The organism is Mycolicibacterium austroafricanum (assembly GCF_000612725.1).
Classification (GTDB): Bacteria; Actinomycetota; Actinomycetes; order Mycobacteriales; family Mycobacteriaceae; genus Mycobacterium; species Mycobacterium austroafricanum.
Genome location: NZ_HG964451.1, coordinates 20,641 through 40,798, shown reverse-complemented (window position 1 = coordinate 40,798; position 20,158 = coordinate 20,641). Strand labels below are relative to the sequence as shown.

At 70.0% G+C, this 20,158-nt stretch carries 14 protein-coding genes; 9 read left to right on the top strand and 5 right to left on the bottom strand.

All coding sequences use genetic code 11. The annotated features are described in order from the left end of the window. Positions 1 to 40 precede the first annotated feature (40 nt). Both BN976_RS06870 and BN976_RS06865 read left to right on the top strand, forming a co-directional pair. Positions 41 to 3,157, top strand: coding sequence for an ATP-dependent helicase (locus BN976_RS06870; RefSeq protein ID WP_011779041.1), 3,117 nt, complete (start codon positions 41 to 43; stop codon positions 3,155 to 3,157). Further along, positions 3,154 to 6,414 carry an ATP-dependent helicase gene (locus tag BN976_RS06865; RefSeq protein ID WP_011779042.1) on the top strand — a complete coding sequence of 1,087 codons (3,261 nt, stop codon included), beginning with the start codon at positions 3,154 to 3,156 and terminating at the stop codon, positions 6,412 to 6,414. The genes BN976_RS06870 and BN976_RS06865 overlap by 4 nt, the downstream gene beginning before the upstream one ends. Before the next feature lie 3 nt (positions 6,415 to 6,417). Here the strand turns inward: BN976_RS06865 and BN976_RS06860 are convergent, their stop codons facing one another. Beyond that, on the bottom strand, positions 6,418 to 6,822 hold the full coding sequence (locus tag BN976_RS06860; protein WP_011779043.1) for a DoxX family protein: 405 nt from the start codon (positions 6,820 to 6,822) through the stop codon (positions 6,418 to 6,420). 46 nt (positions 6,823 to 6,868) lie between these two features. Here BN976_RS06860 and BN976_RS06855 point away from each other — a divergent pair, with 46 nt between their 5' ends. After that, complete coding sequence (locus BN976_RS06855; protein WP_011779044.1) at positions 6,869 to 7,948, top strand: potassium channel family protein; 1,080 nt, start codon at positions 6,869 to 6,871, stop codon at positions 7,946 to 7,948. Then, entirely contained in the window at positions 7,945 to 8,871 is a 927-nt protein-coding gene (gene nudC / locus BN976_RS06850) for an NAD(+) diphosphatase (protein ID WP_011779045.1), read from the top strand. Before BN976_RS06855 ends, nudC begins: the two co-directional genes overlap by 4 nt. A 71-nt stretch (positions 8,872 to 8,942) precedes the next feature. Here the strand turns inward: nudC and mrx1 are convergent, their stop codons facing one another. Beyond that, entirely contained in the window at positions 8,943 to 9,194 is a 252-nt protein-coding gene (mrx1, locus tag BN976_RS06845; protein ID WP_011779046.1) for a mycoredoxin Mrx1, read from the bottom strand. A 71-nt stretch (positions 9,195 to 9,265) separates the two neighbouring features. On the opposite strand from mrx1, the gene BN976_RS06840 reads away from it, so the two are divergent. From BN976_RS06840 to BN976_RS06835, 3 genes are all read left to right on the top strand, one after another. After that, on the top strand, positions 9,266 to 11,398 hold the full coding sequence (locus tag BN976_RS06840) for an ATP-dependent DNA helicase UvrD2 (protein ID WP_011779047.1): 2,133 nt from the start codon (positions 9,266 to 9,268) through the stop codon (positions 11,396 to 11,398). Positions 11,399 to 11,506: 108 nt separating this feature from the next. Beyond that, a complete protein-coding gene (locus BN976_RS33745) occupies positions 11,507 to 11,683 on the top strand; it encodes a hypothetical protein (RefSeq protein ID WP_158013679.1) in 177 nt (58 codons plus the stop codon). A 144-nt stretch (positions 11,684 to 11,827) separates the two neighbouring features. After that, entirely contained in the window at positions 11,828 to 12,103 is a 276-nt protein-coding gene (locus BN976_RS06835) for a WhiB family transcriptional regulator (RefSeq protein ID WP_011779049.1), read from the top strand. Positions 12,104 to 12,122: 19 nt separating this feature from the next. Here BN976_RS06835 and BN976_RS06830 read toward each other — a convergent pair whose 3' ends face one another. From BN976_RS06830 to BN976_RS06820, 3 genes are all read right to left on the bottom strand, one after another. Continuing rightward, positions 12,123 to 13,460 (bottom strand): macrolide-binding ATPase MABP-1, encoded by a 1,338-nt coding sequence (locus BN976_RS06830; protein ID WP_011779050.1) that lies wholly within the window; start codon positions 13,458 to 13,460, stop codon positions 12,123 to 12,125. Positions 13,461 to 13,502: 42 nt separating this feature from the next. After that, the gene (locus tag BN976_RS06825) at positions 13,503 to 14,324 is read right to left on the bottom strand and encodes a bacteriocin biosynthesis cyclodehydratase domain-containing protein (protein WP_011779051.1); all 822 of its coding nucleotides are present in this window, start codon (positions 14,322 to 14,324) and stop codon (positions 13,503 to 13,505) included. A 175-nt stretch (positions 14,325 to 14,499) separates the two neighbouring features. Further along, on the bottom strand, positions 14,500 to 15,876 hold the full coding sequence (locus BN976_RS06820; RefSeq protein ID WP_036369444.1) for a zinc-dependent metalloprotease: 1,377 nt from the start codon (positions 15,874 to 15,876) through the stop codon (positions 14,500 to 14,502). A gap of 113 nt (positions 15,877 to 15,989) precedes the next feature. On the opposite strand from BN976_RS06820, the gene BN976_RS06815 reads away from it, so the two are divergent. Beyond that, the gene (locus tag BN976_RS06815) at positions 15,990 to 17,012 is read left to right on the top strand and encodes a YlbL family protein (RefSeq protein WP_036369441.1); all 1,023 of its coding nucleotides are present in this window, start codon (positions 15,990 to 15,992) and stop codon (positions 17,010 to 17,012) included. Positions 17,013 to 17,100: 88 nt separating this feature from the next. Then, positions 17,101 to 20,115, top strand: coding sequence for a UPF0182 family protein (locus tag BN976_RS06810; protein WP_036369439.1), 3,015 nt, complete (start codon positions 17,101 to 17,103; stop codon positions 20,113 to 20,115). Positions 20,116 to 20,158: the final 43 nt, after the last annotated feature.

Below are 20,158 nucleotides of genomic sequence, written 5' to 3'. Positions count from 1 at the left end.
TCGGGGCATACTTGTCGGACCCCCGTGATGTCATGCGTGCATGTCCGCGCCGCACACCGAACTCAGCCCCGAGGCCCTGAGCCGACGGGACGTCCGAGGCACAGTCCGGGTGCTGGGCGGGCCCGGCACCGGTAAGAGCAGCCTGCTCGTCGACACCGCCGCGGCCCACATCGCGGCCGGCTGTGATCCGGAATCGGTTCTGCTGCTGACGGGTTCGTCGCGGCTGAGCGCCCAGGCCAGGGCGGCGATCACGACGGCGCTGCTGGGCGCGGGTGCGCGCAGCGCCGTGCGGGAGCCGCTGGTGCGCACCGTGCACTCGTACGCCTTCGCGGTGTTGCGCCTGGCCGCGCAGCGCAACGGGAGCCCGCCGCCGCGCCTGATCACCAGCGCCGAGCAGGACGGGATCATCCGTGAGCTGCTGGCCGGCGATGTCGAGGACGGCGACGCGTCGCCGGTGCGGTGGCCGGAGCGGCTGCGGCCCGCGCTGAGCACCGTCGGTTTCGCCACCGAGCTGCGCGACCTGATGGCCCGCTGCAGCGAGCGTGGTGTCGATCCGCTTGCGCTGCAACGCATCGGCCGGGCGGCCGGCCGGCCGGAATGGCAGGCCGCAGGCCGGTTCGCGCAGGCCTACGAGCAGGTGATGCTGCTGCGCGCGGCGGTGGGCATGGCCGCCCCGCAGGCCACGGTTCCCGCGCTGGGTGCCGCCGAGTTGGTCGGGGCGGCGCTGGAGGCGTTCGCCACCGACGCCGATCTGCTGGCCGCCGAACGGGCCCGGGTGCAGCTGCTGCTGGTCGACGACGCCCAGCATCTCGACCCGCAGGCGGCCCGCCTGGTCGAGGTGCTGGCCACCGGGGCCGAGCTGGCGGTGATCGCCGGGGACCCACACCAGACGGTGTTCGGTTACCGGGGCGCCGATCCGGCCCTGCTGCGCGGGGAGGGGCCGGCACTGACGCTGACCCGTTCGCACCGCTGCGCGAACCCGGTCGCCGACGCGATCGGCGCGGTCGGCCGGCGGCTCCCCGGCGCCGAGGCCACCCGGGAGTTCACCGGCAGCGACGCGCCGGGGTCGGTCACGGTGCAGATCGCGGCGTCACCGCACGCCGAGTCCGCGCTGATCGCCGATGCGCTGCGGCGCGCGCACCTCGTCGACGGCGTGCCCTGGTCGCAGATGGCGGTGATCGTCCGGTCGGTTCCGCGGATGGGCGCCGCGCTGGGGCGCGCGTTGACCGCGGCGGGGGTGCCGCTGGACCTGCCGCAACCCGAGGTGCCGCTCGCCGAGCAGCCCGCGGTGCGGGCGCTGCTGACGGTGTTGGAGGCCACCGCCGACGGCCTCGACGGTGAGCGGGCGCTGGCCCTGGTCACCGGGCCGATCGGGCGCGTCGACCCGATCTCGCTGCGGCAGTTGCGCCGCGCGCTGCGCCGCGCGGCGCCCGAATCACCCGGGGGGTTCTCCGACCTTCTGGTCGACGCGCTGCAACGCGACACCCCCGCACTTGCCGACGGGCAGGCGCGGGCGCTGCGGCGCGTGTGCGCCGTGCTGACCGCGGCCCGGCGCAGTGCCCGCGAGGGCAGCGACCCGCGGCACACGCTGTGGCAGGCGTGGCACCGGTCGGGGCTGCAGAAGCGTTGGCTGGCCGCCAGCGAGCGCGGTGGGCCCGCCGGTGCCCAGGCCGACCGTGACCTCGACGCGGTCACCGCGATGTTCGACGTCGCCGAGCAGTACGTCGCCCGTACCGCCGGGGCGTCGCTGCGCGGCCTGGTGGACCACATCACGGCGCTGGCACTGCCTCCGGCGCGCCGCGATGAAGCCGCGCCGGACGCGGTGGCTCTGCTCAGCGCGCACTCGGCCCTCGGCCACGAGTGGGAATTCGTGGTGCTCGCCGGTGTACAGGAAGGGCTGTGGCCCAATGTCTCTCCGCGCGGTGGGGTTCTGGCCACCCAGCAGCTGGTGGACGTGATCGACGGGGTCTGCGCCCCGGGGCAACACACGTTGTCCAGCAGGGCTCCGCTGCTCGCCGAGGAGTGGCGGCTGCTCATCGCCGCCATGGGCCGGGCCCGCAGCCGGCTGCTGGTGACCGCGGTCGACAGCGACTGCGGTGACGACGCGATGTTGCCGTCGTCGTTCTGTCACGAACTCGCCGCGCTGGCCACCGAGCCGCAGTCGCAGCCGGCTCCTCCGGTCCGGGCGCCCCGGGTGCTGGCGCCGTCGGCCCTGGTGGGTCGGCTGAGATCGGTGGTGTGCGCCGCACCCGGTGCCGTCGACGACGTCGAGAGGGATTGTGCGGCAGCGCAGTTGGCCCGGCTTGCCGAAGCGGGGGTGCACGGCGCCGATCCCGCGTCGTGGTACGGGTCGCGGGAGTTGTCCAGCGCCGAGCCGCTGTGGGAGGACGGCGAGCAGGTGGTGACACTGTCGCCGTCAACCCTGCAGATGCTGTCGGACTGCCCGCTGCGCTGGCTGCTCGAACGCCACGGGGGCTCCCGCGGCCGCGACGTGCGGTCCACCCTGGGCTCACTGGTGCACGCCCTGGTCTCCGAATCGGGGCGGACCGAGTCGCAGTTGCTCAACGGGCTCGAGAAGGTCTGGGAGGAGCTCCCTTTCGACGCGCAGTGGTACTCCGACAACGAGCGGGTCCGGCATCTGGAGATGCTCAGCACATTCCTGAGGTGGCGCGAAGGCACCCGGGGCGAGCTCACCGAGGTCGGCACGGAGATCGAGGTCGACGGTCAGATCGCCGCGCCCGACGGGGAACTGCCCGCGGTCCGGCTGCGTGGGCGCCTCGACCGGCTCGAGCGCGACTCCGAGGGCCGACTCGTGGTGATCGACCTCAAGACCGGCAAGAGTCCGGTCAGCAAGGACGATGCGCAGAGCCACGCACAGCTGGCGATGTACCAGTTGGCCGTGGCCGCAGGCCTGCTCGCCGACGGTGACGAGCCCGGCGGAGGCCGGCTGGTCTACCTCGGCAAGACCACCGGTGGTGGGGCGACCGAACGCCACCAGGACGCGCTGACCCCCGACGGCCGCGCCGAATGGGACGAGCAGGTGCACCGGGCCGCGGCGGCGACGCAGGGCCCGCAGTTCACCGCGCGCGTCAACGACGGGTGCGCACACTGTCCTGTCCGCGCCATGTGCCCGGCCCAGAACAGGAGTGACACATGACAACGCCACGCTACAGCCCCGCCGAACTGTCCAGGGCGCTGGGCCTTTTCGAACCCACCGACGAGCAGGCCGCCGTGATCGCCGCGGAACCGGGGCCGCTGGTGGTGATCGCCGGCGCCGGGGCGGGCAAGACCGAGACCATGGCGGCGCGGGTGGTGTGGCTGGTCGCCAACGGTTACGCGCGCCCGGGCGAGGTACTCGGCCTGACGTTCACCCGTAAGGCCGCGGGCCAGCTGTTGCGCCGGGTGCGGGCGCGGCTGGCGCGGCTGGCAGGCGCAGGTCTGATGATTCCGACGGGCGGCGCCGACTTCGCCGACGACCCCGTCACCATCAGCACCTACCACGCCTTCGCCGGCAATCTGCTGCGCGAGTTCGGCCTGTTGTTGCCGGTTGAGCCAGACACCCGACTGCTCGGCGAAACAGAGTTGTGGCAGTTGGCCTTCCGGGTGGTGTGCGCACACCCCGCGGCGCTGGACACCGAGAAGTCGCCGGCGTCGATCACCGACATGGTGCTGCGGCTGGCCGGCCAGCTGTCCGAACACCTCGTCGACACCGCCGCGCTGCGCGACACCCACGTCGAACTCGAGCGGCTCGTGCTGAACCTGCCCGCAGGCAGATACCAGCGTGACCGCGGGCCCAGCCAGTGGCTGCTGCGCATGCTGGCCACCCAGACCGAGCGCACCATGCTCGTGCCGCTCGTCGATGCGCTGCACCGGCGGATGCGCGAGGAACGGGTCATGGACTTCGGTATGCAGATGGCTTCGGCCGCCCGGCTGGCCGCCCAGTTCCCGCAGGTCGGTGCGCAGCTGCGGCAGCGCTACCGCGTGGTGCTGCTCGACGAGTACCAGGACACCGGGCACGCCCAGCGGGTGGCGCTGTCCTCGCTGTTCGGTGGCGGCGCCGACGACGGGCTCGCCCTGACCGCCGTCGGCGACCCGATCCAGTCCATCTACGGCTGGCGGGGCGCCTCGGCGACCAACCTGCCGCGCTTCACCACCGATTTCCCGCTCTCGGATGGCACCCCGGCGCCGACGCTGGAACTGCGCACCAGTTGGCGCAATCCGCCCGAGGTGCTGCACCTGGCCAACGAGGTGTCGGTGGATGCCCGCCGGCGCTCGGTGGCCGTGCGCGCGCTGCAACCCCGTCCAGGCGCCGAGCCGGGGTCGGTGCGGTGCGCGTTGCTGTCCGACGTCGAACGTGAACGCGACTGGGTCGCCGACCAGATCGCGCGCCGGTGGCACGCCGGCATCGAGGCCGACGGGGCGGCGCCGACGGCCGCGGTCCTGGTGCGCCGCAACGCCGACGCCGCCCCGATGGCCGACGCGCTGACCCGCCGGGGCGTGGCGGTGGAGGTGGTCGGCCTGGCGGGCCTGCTGGCCGTCCCTGAGGTCGCCGATGTGGTCGCGATGCTGAGGCTGGCGGCCGACCCGACCGCAGGCGCCGCCGCGGTGCGGGTGCTCACCGGGCCGCGGTGGCGCCTGGGCGCGCGCGACGTGGCGGCGTTGTGGCGGCGTGCGGTCGCGCTGGTCGAGCCGGGCGCCTCCTCGGACGGGGAGTCGGCGACCGCGGGGATCGTCGCGCAGCTGGGGCCCGACGCCGACGCCGCCTGCCTGGCCGACGCGATCTGCGACCCCGGGCCCGCCACGGCGTACTCCGAGGCGGGGCACGCCAGGATCGTCGCGCTGGGCCGGGAGCTGACCGGGCTGCGGGCGCACCTGCAGAGCCCACTGCCGGACCTGCTCGCCGAGGTGCGTCGCGTCCTGGGGATCGACACCGAAGTGCGTGCGGCGCAACCGGTCTCGGCGGGATGGTCGGGCACCGAGCATCTCGACGCGTTCGGGGACGTCGTCGCGGACTTCGCGGCCCGTGGCGGGGCGACCGTTTCGGCGCTGCTCGGCTACCTCGACATCGCGGAGCAAGTGGAGAACGGTCTGGCGCCGGCCGAGGTGACCGTGTCCGCCGACCGTGTGCAGATCCTGACCGTGCACGCCGCCAAGGGCCTGGAGTGGCAGATCGTCGCCGTGCCGCACCTGTCCGGGCGGGTGTTCCCGTCCACCGCGTCCCCACGCACCTGGCTCACCGACGCTGCCGACCTGCCGCCACTGCTGCGCGGCGACTGCGCGACGGTGTCCGAGCATGGGGTTCCGGTGCTCGACACGTCCGATGTCAGCGACCGAAAAGGGCTGTCCGACAAGATCTACGACCACAAACGCAGCCTGGAACAGCGGCGCACCGACGAAGAGCGCCGGCTGCTGTATGTGGCGATCACCCGCGCCGAGCACACCTTGTTGGTGTCGGGCCACCACTGGGGTGCCACCGAGTCGAAGCCGAGGGGGCCGTCGACGTTCCTGTGCGAGCTCAAGGACGTCATCGACGCGTCGGTGCAGTCGGGCTCGCCCTGCGGTGCCGTCGACGTCTGGGCTGACGCGCCCGCCGACGGGGAACCGAACCCGCTGCGTGACCGCGTCGTCGAGGCCGTGTGGCCCGAGGACCCGTTGGCGGGCCGCCGCGCACACACCGACCATGGGGCACGGCTGGTGACCACTGCGATGTCCACCGCCGGCGGGGCCGGTCCACAGCCCGACGTGCACGGCTGGACCGCCGATGTCGACGCGCTGCTGGCCGAACGGGAACTGGCGGCGCAGCGACCCGTGCCGCCGCTGCCCCTGCAACTGTCGGTCAGTGCGATGGTCGAACTCGGCCGTGATCCCGAGGCGGTCGCACAGCGGCTGCAGCGGCGGCTACCCCGGCGCCCCGATGCACAGGCGTTGCTGGGCACGGCATTTCACGAATGGGTGCAGCGGTACTTCCAGGCGGAGAAGCTGTTCGATCTCGATGACCTACCGGGGGCCGTCGACGCCGACCGGCAGGACCGAGGCGAGCTGGAGGAATTGCAGGCCGCGTTCGCGCTGTCCCCGTGGGCCGCCCGCACCCCGATCGATGTCGAGGTGCCGTTCGACATGATGATCGCGGGGCGGGTGGTACGCGGCCGCATCGACGCCGTGTTCGCCGACGGCGACGGGGTCATGGTGGTGGACTGGAAGACCGGCGAGCCGCCGGCAACCGAAGAAGAGTTGCAGCACAACGCTGTTCAGCTTGCGGTGTATCGCCTGGCGTGGGCGCGGCTGCACGACTGCCCCGTGTCGTCGGTGCGTGCTGCCTTCCACTACGTTCGGTCGGGGCGCACGGTCGTGCCCGACGGGCTGCCCGATGCCGACGACCTGGCCGCGCTGCTGGCCGACCCGCCCGCCGCCTGAGCGTCAGCTTTCCCGGTAGACCTTCCAGGCCTGCATGATCATCGGGACCTGCAGCGGCAGCCGGGCGACCGCGGCGACGCGCATGGGCAGTGACTTGGTCGGATCGTTGAACCACAGCCGCACCATGTTCACATTGCCGGGAAACACCCCCACGAACAGCGCGATGGCCGACAGTGCGCCCGCCCTGCGGGTCCTGGGTGCCAGCAGCAGGGCGCCGACACCGATCTCGGCGACGCCGGAGGCGTAGGTGTAGAAGCGCTGGGTCCCCGGCAGCTCCTCGGGGACGATGCTGTCGAACGGCTTGGGGGCGGCGAAATGCAGGATGCCCATCCCGACCAGCCAGGCGCCCATTCTGGCGCCGCGGGAGGACTTGGGGATCTGCTGCAGTGCGGTCTGGGACGTGGTCATGATTACATTGTGCTGGTGCGGCTGCCTCACTCCCTGACCGACCATCGTGGCTGAAGGACGCCTGCGCCGACGGCTGAGTCGGTTCGACCAGTCACTGGCGGAGATGCCGGTCCATTCGCTCACCGACCGTGTGCAGATTCCGACCGAGACGGTCAGCCCCGCCCGTCGCATCACCGTCCGGGTCATCTACGCGCTGGCGGCGTTGTTCGCCGCGGTCCTGATCGTCTACATGGACCGCGACGGCTACCGGGACAGCCAGGAGAACCAGCTGTCTTTCCTGGACTGCCTGTACTACGCCACGGTGTCGTTGTCGACCACCGGCTACGGCGACATCACCCCGATCACACCGACAGCGCGCCTCGTCAACGTCCTGGTGATCACGCCGCTGCGGGTGGCGTTCCTGATCGTTCTGATCGGTACCACCGTCGAGACCCTCACCACGCAGTCGCGGCAGGTCTATCAAATCCAGCGCTGGAGGAGCAGATTGCGTAACCACATCATCATCGTCGGCTACGGCACCAAGGGCCGCACCGCCGCCGCGGCGATGGTCGGCGACGAGGTCGCTCCCGCCGACATCGTCGTGGTCGACGAGGACGCCGCAGCCCTGGAACGGGCCAAGAGCGCCGGCCTGGTCACCGTCCGGGGCAGCGCCACCGACTCCGAAGTGCTGCGCCTGGCCGGCGCCCAGCATGCGAAATCGATCATCGTCGCCACCAACCGCGACGACACCGCGGTGCTGGTCACGCTGACCGCACGCGAGCTCGCCCCGAACGCCAAGATCATCGCGGCCGTGCGCGAGGCCGAGAATCAGCACCTGCTCGAGCAGTCCGGCGCGGACTCGACCGTCGTGACGTCCGAGACCGCGGGACGGCTGCTCGGCATAGCGGTGCAGACGCCGAGCGTCGTGGAGATGATGGAGGACCTGCTCACCCCGGACCGCGGCTTCGCGATCGCCGAACGCGAGGTCAGCCCGAAGGAGGCCGGCAGCTCGCCGCGGCATCAGACCGACATCGTGTTGGGCGTGGTGCGCGACAACAAGCTGATCCGGGTCGACGAACCCGAGGTCGACGCACTCGAGCTGGGCGATCGGCTGTTGTACATCCGTTCCGCGGACGAGGAGCGGTGACGGCCTTCCGGCTACGCAACGTTCCGCTGCTGTCCCGGGTGGGGGCCGACCGGGCCGACACGTTGCGCACCGACATCGACGCCGCCGTCGCGGGCTGGCCCGACGCCCTGCTGCTGCGGGTGGACCGTCGTAACCAGGTGCTGATCTCCGGTGGCCGCGCCGTGCTGAACAGCGCCTCCTCGGCCGGGGCCGCACCTCCGGAGGACGCCGTGTTCCTCGGCAGGCTCGACGACGGCCGCCACGTGTGGGCGGTGCGCTCCGAGCTCGAGCCCCCGGAGGATCCCGACGCCGCGACCGAGGTGCTCGATCTGCGCCGCACCGGCGACGTCTTCGACGACGTCAGCGCCCAGCTGGTCGCCACCGCGACCGCGCTGCTGAACTGGCACGACCACGCCCGGTTCAGCCCCGTCGACGGGGCGCCGACCAGGCCGGTCAAGAGCGGCTGGGCGCGGATCAACCCGGTCACCGGCCACGAGGAGTTCCCGAGGATCGACCCCGCGGTCATCTGCCTGGTGCACGACGGCCACGACCGCGCTGTGCTGGCCCGTCAGACGGCGTGGCCGCCGCGGCTGTTCTCGATCCTGGCCGGCTTCGTCGAGGCGGGGGAGTCCTTCGAGTCCTGCGTGGTCCGCGAGATCGCCGAGGAGATCGGGCTGACCGTCACCGACGTCGAGTACCTCGGCTCCCAGCCGTGGCCGTTCCCGCGGTCGCTGATGGTCGGTTTCCACGCCATCGGCGACCCCGAGCAGCCGTTCGCCTTCAACGACGGCGAGATCGCCGAGGCGGCGTGGTTCACCCGCGCCGAGATCCGCGAGGCGCTCGCGCAGGGCGATTGGGGTTCCGGCGGCACGTCCCGGCTGCTGCTGCCCGGGTCGATCTCGATCGCGCGGGAGATCATCGAATCCTGGGTGGAGCGGGACTGACTCGTCCGCGAGCAGACACCAACTCGCACGAATTCGACCGAGCGCGTGCGATTTTGTGTCTGCTCGCCGGATCAACCGGCCAGCTTGGCCTTGACCTGCTTGATGCTCGGGTTGGTCAGCGTGGAGCCGTCGGCGAACTTCACCGTGGGCACGACGTGGTTCCCGCCGTTCACCGATCCGACGAACTCCGCGGCGGCCGGCTCGGCCTCGATGTCGACCTCGTTCCAGCGGATACCCTCGGACTTCAGTGCCATCTTGAGGCGAGTGCAGTAGCCGCACCACGTCGTGGTGTACATCGTCAAGGTGGCCTCGTCAGCGCTCATAAGCCCTTCAACGTAGTCGACGCGCCGTCCAAGCCCGGCCCCGAGGCCCGCGCTTGTCGGGCCGCGCTGACATGATGGAGGCCATGTCCCCGACGGCCTCCCGCGACCGGCTGCTCGGTGACCTCGACGACGAACAGCGTGAGGCTGTGCTCGCACCCCGCGGCCCGGTCTGCGTGCTCGCCGGCGCCGGTACCGGCAAGACGCGCACAATCACCCGCCGCATCGCCCATCTGGTGACGGCCGGGCACGTCGCCCCAGGACAGGTGCTGGCGGTCACCTTCACCCAGCGCGCGGCGGGTGAGATGCGGGGCCGGTTGCGCGCACTCGGCGGCGACGAGGCAGGGGCGTCCACTGCGGCGGTGCAGGCGCAGACGTTCCACGCCGCCGCGCGGCGCCAGCTGTCGTACTTCTGGCCGAGGGTCGTCGGCACCACCGACTGGCAGCTGATGGACAGCAAGTTCGCCGTCGTCGCGCAGGCCGCCAACCGGGCCGGGCTGCCCACCGGCACCGACAACGTCCGCGACCTCGCCGGTGAAATCGAATGGGCCAAGGCGTCTTTGATCACGCCTGAGGGCTATCCGCAGGCCGTCGCCGACGTCGGCCGCGACATCCCGTTCGACGCCGCCAAGGTCGCCGCCGTCTACGGCAACTACGAGTCGCTCAAGTCCCGCCGTAACGATGTCATGCTTCTAGACTTTGACGACCTGCTGCTGCACACCGCCGCCGCGATCGAGAACGACCCCGCGGTGGCCCAGGAGTTCCGGGACCGGTACCGCTGCTTCGTGGTCGACGAGTACCAGGACGTCACCCCGCTGCAGCAGCGGGTGCTCGACGCCTGGCTCGGCGGCCGCGACGACCTGACCGTCGTCGGCGACGCGAACCAGACCATCTACTCGTTCACCGGCGCCTCGCCGCGCTACCTGCTCGACTTCTCGCGTCGCTTCCCCGACGCCGCGGTGGTCCGGCTGGAACGCGACTACCGCTCCACCCCGCAGGTGGTGTCGCTGGCCAACCGCGTCATCGCCGCCGCGCGCGGCCGCATGGCGGGCAGCAGGCTGCACCTGGTCGGTCAACGCCCGCCGGGACCCGACCCGGTGTTCAAGGAGTACCCCGACGAGGTCGCCGAGGCCACGGCCGTCGCCCGCAGCATCGCCAAGCTCGTCGAATCCGGAACCGCCGCTTCGGAAATCGCGGTGCTCTACCGCATCAACGCCCAATCGGAGGTCTACGAGGAGGCGCTCACCGAGGCCGGCATCGCCTTCCAGGTCCGCGGCGGTGAAGGGTTCTTCAGCCGTCAGGAGATCCGGCAGGCGCTGCTGGCGTTGCAGCGGCTCGCCGAGCGCGGCCTGCAGGACACGGCAGATTCGCTGCCGGAGTTCGTGCGCGCGGCGCTCGAACCCCTCGGCCTGACCGCCGAGCCGCCGCCGGGCGCGCAGGCCAGGGATCGCTGGGAGGCGCTGGTCGCGCTCGCCGAGCTGGTCGACGACGAGGTGGCGCAGCGCCCGCAGCTGGACCTGCACGGCCTGCTCGCCGAGTTGCGGCAGCGCGCCGATTCCCGGCACCCACCCGTCGTGCAGGGCGTCACGCTGGCGTCGCTGCACGCCGCGAAGGGCCTGGAGTGGGATGCGGTGTTCCTCGTCGGGCTCGCCGACGGCACACTGCCGATCTCGCATGCGCTTGCCCATGGCCCCGACAGTGAACCGGTCGAGGAGGAACGTCGGCTGCTCTATGTCGGCGTCACCAGGGCGCGCGTGCATTTGACGTTGAGTTGGGCGCTGGCCCGCAAGCCGGGCGGCAGGCAGGGTCGCCGTCCGTCGCGGTTCCTCAACGGCATCGCGCCGCAGTCCCAGCGCGACGACGGCCCCAGCAAGCCCCGCAAGCCGCGCGGGCCGGCCCCGCGCTGCCGGGTGTGCAACGCGGCGCTCACCTCGCCGCCGGCCATCATGTTGCGCCGCTGCGAAACCTGCCCGTCCGACATCGACGAGCAACTTCTCGCCGACCTCAAGGACTGGCGGCTGCGGATCGCCAAAGAGATGAACGTGCCGGCCTATGTGGTGTTCACCGACAACACGCTGATCGCGATCGCCGAATCGCTGCCGTCCGACGACGCGGCGCTCGTGGCGATCCCCGGAATCGGCGCCCGCAAGCTCGAACAGTTCGGCCCCGACGTGCTCGCACTGGTCAAAGGCCGCCAAAAATCGTAAAGATCGCGCCAAAATCGCTGGTCAAAAATGTGTTGTGCGGTTTTGCTGCTAGCGTTTAGCCTCGAAACACACAGACGACGGCCATGTGCGAAAGGAGGGTGCCCGACCATGAACAGCAACGATTTCGAATTCTTCGGCGTAGCTGCCGGCATGTCGCGGACCCTCGACGCCCAGTTCTGGGCGCATCCCGCGCATCCCATTCCCGCCGCCGCCGCCGCTGCTGCGCCGCGTAAGCGCGCCGCCGCCGCCGGCACGATTGCCGCGTCCGTGAGGGGTCACCTCTAGGTAAACCCCGAACCGCCTCCCAGGCCACGGACCCGCAATCACCGGATCCGTGGCCTTTGTCTTTCCCGAAGACCTGGTCGCAGATCCCTCGAAAAGAGTTCACAGAAATCCGAACACCAACGACCAGGAAGAAGAGGACCGGACATGTCTTCGCCGACTTGCGAGAAGACGAAGCTTGAGGTGCCGTGTCATGTCGAGGACCCAGATCTGTGGTTCGCCGAAGACCCGCGGGATCTGGAACGCGCCAAGGCGCTGTGCGCCGACTGCCCGCTCCGGCGGGAATGCCTGAACGCTGCGCTGCAGCGCCAGGAGCCGTGGGGCGTCTGGGGCGGCGAGATCTTGGAGCGGGGATCGGTCATCGCCCGCAAGCGGCCCAGGGGCCGTCCGCGTAAGGACGCGAAAGAGCCTGTCGCCGCGTGAGATTCAGCCGGCCCCGGCGCTAGACGGCGTCGGGGTCGGCGAATCCGGGCACCTTCTCCATGGCGATGCGTCGCGTGTCGACGTGCGCGTCGAGTTGGCAGGAGATCGCGACGATCGACGCGATCACCCGCATCGGGATCGCCAGCTTCGGCGGGATGTCCATCTGCCGGGCCGCCTTGATCTGGCCTGCGGCCTTGTCCAGCTCGATCGCCGTCATCTTCTGCAGCCACCGGCGGGTGTAGTGGAAGACGGGAACCTCCAGCGGTTCGACGTACTGCTTGAGCATGTCGTCGATCTCGCGGGTGGACGGTCTCTGGCCCTTCTGGATGAAGCCGGCCTTCTCCATCGTGGGCAGCAGCTTCTCGTAGTTCTTGTCGACCGCGTACCGCAGGATCTGGCCCAGTTCGACGGGCCAGCCGCCCGGCATCGGCGCGACCGCGCCGAAGTCGATGACGCCCATCTTGTCGTCGGGCATCAGCATGAAGTTGCCGGGGTGCGCGTCGCCGTGCACCATCTCCAGCCGGGTCGGCGCGTCGTCGCAGAACTCGAAGAGCCGGGTGGCCATCAGGTCGCGCTGCTCCTGAGTCCCGTCCCGGATGATGTGCGACAGCGGGATGCCCTCGATCCACTCCTGGATGACGACCTTCGGCGCGCTGGCGACGACGTGCGGCACGACGAAATGCGGGTCACCGGCGTAGGCCTTGGCGAACGCGCGCTGGTTGTCGGCTTCCAGCCGGTAGTCGAGTTCCATCTCGGTGCGCTCGATCAACTCGTCGACCACACCCTGCACGTCGGCACCGGGGGAGAGTTGCTTGAGCACACCGACCAGGCGCTGCATGGTCTTCAGGTCCGCGCGCAGCGCCTCGTCCGCGCCGGGGTACTGGATCTTGACCGCGACCTCCCGGCCGTCGGACCACACCGCCTTGTGCACCTGGCCGATGCTGGCCGAAGCCACCGCCGTGTCGTCGAACGACGCGAACCGCTCCCGCCACTTGGTGCCGAGCTGCTGATCGAGCACCCGGTGCACCTTCGGCGCGGGCAGGGGCGGCGCCTCGCGCTGCAGTTTGGTCAGCGCCTCCCGGTACGGCTTGCCGTACTGCTCGGGGATCGCGGCTTCCATCACCGACAGAGCCTGGCCGACCTTCATCGCGCCGCCCTTGAGTTCACCGAGCACGGTGAACAGCTGTTGGGCCGCCTTGTCCATCAGCTCGGCGTTGACCTCGTCCTTCGACTTACCGGTCAGACGTTTGCCGAAGCCGAGCGCGGCACGTCCCGCCATGCCGACCGGCAGCGACGCCAGCTTTGCGTTGCGCGCTGCGCGACCCCGCTTGATGTCACTCACCAGACCATCATCCACGACACTCCTGAATTTCGACCAACCAGTTGGCAACGAGCGATGTCAACAGCCGCAGCTCGGGTGCCGCGACCATCGGCGTGCGGTGCTGGTACCGGTCGCGACCTCGAATTCCAGGGTGGTGTCCAGCGTCGACGGGCTGTCGGTCCCAGCGCCGCGCACCGCCCGCAGCACGTGCTCGATCTCGCGCAGTGCCAGCGCGGCGGTCGCCAATATCGTCGGGCGGTCGGCGCTGCCGACGGTGCGGCACAGTTGCGCGGCCACGGCAGGCCAGGCGGGGTCGCGGTCACTGCGGTGCAGATCGCCGCAGCGCAGGCACGACGTCACACCGGGGATCACCAGCGGGCCGATCAGACCGGTGCCGTCGCGGACCCGCACCGGCAGGTGCGCGACCCCGGCGTCGTGGAGTTCGCGCACCACCCGCGGATCGGCGACCAGGTAGTCGGTCAGCACGACGAGGTCGGCGCCTGCCGTCGACGCATGGGTTCTGGTGCTCTGGCTGATCCGCACGTTCGAGCAGCGCAGCGACGCGGTGAGCAGATCGGTCAGCGGGCCGCTGCCGTGCACCCGCACCGCCGGCGAACGGTCTACGCCCGGAGGGGTCGGCACGACGACGCCGGCGTCCACAAGGTGGGAGAGCAGACCCGCGACGACCGTCGCTGCGACACCGTGACCGGCGGCCACCTTCTGCAACTCCGGGGCGGTGGCCGCACCCTGCAAGGCGCGCAGCAGTTCAGCCAGGACCGCGGCAGGCAGCCCGGCGGGTGGGTGCACGACGACCGCGCGGCGCGGATCCCACCCGACCTGGACGGTGCCGTCGGGTCGGGACAGCACCGGGGTGGCGGAGCTCACCGCGTACCGCGTCATGGCTCGACAGTGTCACGCCGCGACGTCGTCCGGCACAGTTATCCACAGGGGCGCCGTCGCCGGCGGTGCCTGCGACGGGATCCACAGGGGCCCGTCGTCGCCGGTGCTGCCTGCGACAGGAACACGTCGCCCTGGAAGTCGCTCGTGTACTGAGGTGACTGACGTCGCGCCGGACTCAGTCCCTGGGTTCGTCAGGCCCGGTGTCTCCTCGCCTCAAGTCGCGCTCGAGGTCGGCGATCGCATTGTCGAGGTCGCTGGTGTCCCCGCCGATCATGCGGTCGATGAACGCGGCGGGCTCGTCCAGGTCGCCTGCGCTCGGTAGCAGGTCGGGGTGCTGCCAGACGCTGTCGCGGGTGTCCGCGCCGACGGCCTCGGTCAGCTTGCGCCACAGGTCGGCGGCTTCGCGCATCTTGCGGGGCCGCAACTCCAGCCCGACCAGGGTGGCGAACGTCTGCTCGGCCGGTCCGCCGGTCGCGCGCCGTCGGCGCAGCATCTCACTCAACGCGGGCGTGCCGGGGATACGGTCGCCGAGTGCGTCGGAAACGACGGTCTGCACCCAGCCCTCGATCAACGCCAGCGTGGTCTCCAGTCGCTCCAGGGCCGCCGTCTGCTCCGGGGTGGCCTTTGGTTCGAAGATGCCCTGATTGAGCAGCTGCTCCATCTCCGACGGATCGGTCAGCGACGCCGGGTTGAAGCCGCGGGCGAACTCCTCGATGCCGCTCATGTCGATCTTGGTGCCCCTGGCGAACGCCTCGACCGCGTTGAGCAGCTGGCCGGGCAGCCACGGCACATGGCTGAACAGCCGGTGGTGGGCGGCCTCGCGGGCGGCCAGGAACGTGACGATCTCGCTGCGCGGCTGCTCCAGCCCCTCGGTCAGCGCCTCGATCGCCTCGGGCATCAGCGCGGCGATCCCCTTGGGGCCCAACGGAAGACCGATATCGGTGGACGTCAGCACCTCCTTCGACAGCGTGCCCAGCGCCTGCCCCAGCTGGGAGCCGAACGCCATCCCGCCCATCTGCGACATCATCGCCAGCAGCGGACCGGCCATCGCCTTGGCCTCCTCGGGCAACGCCTGCGCCCACACAGTCGAGATCTGCTGGGCCACCGGGTCGCACAGCCGCTTCCAGGTGTCCATGGTGTTGTCGATCCAGTCCGTCGGCGTCCATGCGACAGCCCTGGTGGTGCCGGCCGGTAACGGGGTGACACCGTCGAGCCAGGTCTCGGCCAGCCGCACCGCATCGGAGATGGCGGTGGCGGTCTGCTCGGGTATCGGCGCCACGAATCCGATCGAGCTCGACGCCAGCTGACGCGCCAGGTCGTAGTTCACCGGTCCGGCGGACGTGCCGCCGGCCATCGACGTGCCCGCCCCGCTGAACATCTCGCCGAGCTTGGAGAAGATCTGGCCCAGCTGCGACATGTCGAACTCGCCGCCGGGGAAACCCGAGCCGAACGGGTCCCCACCCGATCCTGGTCCTGAGTCGGGGTTGTCGTTCTTGCGTTTGTCGCGGTCGGGGTCGTCCCCGGCGGAGAAGCCGAAAGGCAGGTCAGCCATGCCCCCAACGGTACTCACCATGGGCACGGCCCGCGGGTGCGCGGGTCACGCTGAGAGTGAACTCAGGTGGTCTTCGCGGTTCGCCACGGGCGTTGACCTCTACTGTGGGCCGCGTGAACAGGCGGATTTCCACGATGGTCGTCGCACTGGTGCCCATCCTGGTCTTCGGAGTGCTGCTGACCGTGGTGACCGTGCCCTACGTCGCGCTCGGACCGGGACCGACGTTCGACACGCTGGGCGAGGTGGACGGCAAACAGGTCGTCGACATCGAGGGCGCCCACGTGCACAAGACCTCGGGACATCTCAACATGACCACGGTGTCGCAGCGCGACGGTCTGACGCTGGGGCAGGCCCTGGTGTTCTGGGCGTCGGGCCGCGACCAGCTGGTCCCCCGGGAACTGGTCTATCCGCCGGACAAGAGCAGGGAAGAGATCGACGAGGCCAACACCAGAGACTTCCGCGACTCCGAGGACAGCGCCGAATACGCCGCGCTGCAGTACCTGAAGTACCCGATGGCCGTCACCGTCGAGAGCATCGACGAGAAGGGTCCGTCGAAGGGCAAGCTGCAGGCCGGTGACGCGATCGACGCGGTCAACAACACGCCCGTCGCCTCCCTGGCCCAGTTCCAGGAACTGCTCAAGAGCACCAAGCCCGGCGACACGATCATCGTCGACTACCGGCGCAAGAACGCCCCGATGGGCACGACCGAAATCACGCTCGGCAGCCATCCGGATCGTCCCCAGGGTGTCGTCGGGGTGAACGTGCTCGACGCGCCGTGGGCGCCGTTCACCATCGACTTCAACCTGGCCAACATCGGCGGGCCGTCGGCCGGGCTGATGTTCAGCTTGGCCGTCGTCGACAAGCTGACCACCGGAGACGTCAACGGCGGCAAGTTCGTCGCGGGCACCGGCACCATCAGCGGCGACGGCAAGGTCGGCTCCATCGGCGGCATCACCCACAAGATCGTCGCCGCCAGGGACGCCGGCGCCACCGCGTTCCTGGTGCCCGCCGACAACTGCGCGGAGGCCAAGACCGCCGACGCCGACGGCATCGAGTTGCTCAAGGTGGACACCCTCGAACACGCCGTCGACGGATTGCGCACCCTTTCCGCTGGTGGCGAACCTCCCCGCTGCTGAGTCAGCGGTCACAGGCCGGTGCGTACAGTTACTCGGAGAGTTTCACACCTGAACGTCTGCTGGGAATTTCCGAGAGTGGAGTGATCGAGTGGGTATGCGGCCCGCGGCGAGAATGCCGAATCTGACGCGTCGAAGCCGGGTAATGATCGCCGTCGCCCTGGCCGTCGTGGTGCTGTTGCTGTTGGGCCCGCGGCTCGTCGACACCTACGTCAACTGGTTGTGGTTCGGGGAGCTCGGCTACCGATCGGTGTTCACCACCCAGATCGTGACCCGGTTGCTCCTGTTCCTGGCGGTGGCCGTCGTCTTCGGTGCCGTCGTGTTCGCCGCAATGGCGTTGGCCTACCGCACCCGGCCGGTGTTCGTGCCGACCGCCGGGCCCAACGATCCGATCGCGCGCTACCGCACCGCGGTGATGGCCCGGCTGCGGCTGGTCGGCATCGGGGTTCCGGTCGCCGTCGGCCTGCTGGCCGGCCTGATCGCCCAGAACTACTGGCAGCGTGTGCAGCTGTTCCTGCACGGCGGCAGCTTCGGGGTGTCCGACCCGCAGTTCGGCATCGACCTCGGCTTCTACGCGTTCGACCTGCCGTTCTACCGCTTGATGCTGACGTACCTGTTCGCCGCGACGTTCCTGGCGTTCATCGCGAATCTGCTGGGTCACTACCTGTTCGGGGGCATCCGGCTGGCCGGGCGCAGCGGCGCGCTGAGCCGGGCGGCCCGCATCCAGCTGATCGCTCTGGTCGGGTTCCTGATGCTGCTGAAGGCGGTCGCCTACTGGCTAGACCGCTACGAGTTGCTCAGCCATACCCGCGGCGGCAAGCCGTTCACCGGAGCCGGGTACACCGACATCAACGCGGTGCTGCCGGCCAAGCTGATCCTGATGGTCATCGCGGTGATCTGCGCCGCGGCGGTGTTCTCCGCGATCGTGCTGCGCGACTTGCGGATTCCCGCGATCGGTGTGGTGCTGCTGCTGCTGTCCTCGCTGATCGTGGGTGCGGGCTGGCCGCTGGTGGTGGAACAGATCAGCGTGCGCCCCAACGCCGCGCAGAAGGAAAGCGAATACATCAGCCGAAGTATCACCGCCACCAGACAGGCCTACGGGCTGACCGACGAGGCGGTGGAGTACCGCGACTACCCCGGTAACGCCACGGCGACGGCGCAGCAGGTGGCCGCCGACCGCGCCACGACGTCCAACATCCGGGTGCTCGACCCGAACATCGTCAGCCCGGCGTTCACCCAGTTCCAGCAGGGTAAGAACTTCTACTTCTTCCCCGACCAGCTGAACATGGACCGCTACCGCGACGAGGACGGCAATCTGCGTGATTACGTGGTGGCCGCCCGCGAGCTCAACCCGGACCGACTGATCGACAACCAGCGTGACTGGATCAACCGGCACTCGGTGTACACCCACGGCAACGGCTTCATCGCCTCGCCGGCCAACACCGTGCGCGGAATCGCCAACGACCCCAACCAGAACGGCGGTTACCCGGAGTTTCTGGCCAGCGTCGTGGGCGCCAACGGTGAGGTCGTCTCGCCCGGGCCGGCCCCGCTGGATCAGCCGCGCATCTACTTCGGCCCGGTGATCGCCAACACCCCCGCCGACTACGCGATCGTCGGCGAGAGCGGCACCCCGCGCGAGTACGACTACGAGACCAACACCGCCACCCGCAACTACACCTACACCGGCAGCGGCGGCGTGCCGATCGGCAACTGGCTGACCCGCAGCGTGTTCGCCGCCAAGTACGCCGAGCGGAACTTCCTGTTCTCCAACGTCATCGGCGAGAACAGCAAGATCCTGTTCAACCGTGACCCTGCCGACCGGGTGGAGGCGGTCGCGCCGTGGCTGACCACCGACACCGCGGTCTACCCTGCGATCGTCAACAAGCGCATCGTCTGGATCGTCGACGGGTACACCACGCTGGACAACTACCCGTACTCGGAGTTGATGTCGTTGTCGTCGGCCACCACCGACTCCAACGAGGTGGCGCTGAACCGGCTGCAGCCCGACAAGCAGGTGTCCTACATCCGCAACTCGGTCAAGGCCACCGTCGACGCCTACGACGGCACCGTGACGCTGTACGCCCAGGACGAGCAGGACCCGGTGCTGCAGGCGTGGATGAAGGTGTTCCCGGACACCGTCAAGCCCAAGGCTGACATCACCCCCGAACTGCAGGAGCACCTGCGCTATCCGGAGGACCTGTTCAAGGTGCAGCGCGCGCTGCTGGCCAAGTACCACGTCGACGACCCGGTGACGTTCTTCTCGACGTCGGACTTCTGGGATGTCCCGCTCGACCCGAACCCGACGGCCAGCAGCTACCAGCCGCCGTACTACATCGTCGCCAAAGACCTTGCCGAGAACAACAATTCGTCGTCGTTCCAGCTGACCAGTGCGATGAACCGGTTCCGGCGCGACTTCCTGGCCGCCTACATCAGCGCCAGCTCGGATCCCGAGACGTACGGCAAGCTCACCGTGCTGACCATTCCCGGTCAGGTCAACGGGCCCAAGCTGGCGTTCAACGCGATCAGCACCGACACCGCCGTCAGCCAGGACCTCGGTGTCATCGGCCGTGACAACCAGAACCGGATCCGCTGGGGCAATCTGCTGACGCTGCCGATGGGGCAGGGCGGATTGCTTTATGTCGCACCGGTTTACGCCTCACCGGGCGCCAGCGACGCGGCATCGTCGTATCCGCGTCTGATCCGCGTCGCGATGATGTACAACGACCAGATCGGTTACGGGCCGACCGTGCGCGACGCGCTGACCGACCTGTTCGGCCCCGGCGCGGATGCCACCGCGACAGGACCTGCGGCGACGGAACCGCCCGCCGGTCAGGCGCCGCAACCGCAGGGGAACAACCAGCCGCCTGCCGCGGCACCGCCGAACCGGCCGGGACAGGCCCCGACGCCGCAACAGCCGGAGGTGCCGGTGGCGGTGCCGCCGACCGGGCCGACCCAGCTGTCCGCCGGGAAAGCTGCTGCGCTGCAGGACGTCAACGCGGCACTGGACGCGCTGCAGGACGCGCAACGCAGCGGTGATTTCGCGCAGTACGGTGAGGCGCTGCAACGCCTCGACGACGCGGTGAACAAGTACCAGGCGACGAACTAGCCGTCCACGCCGGTGCGGTATCGGTTGCTCGGGCCACTCCAGG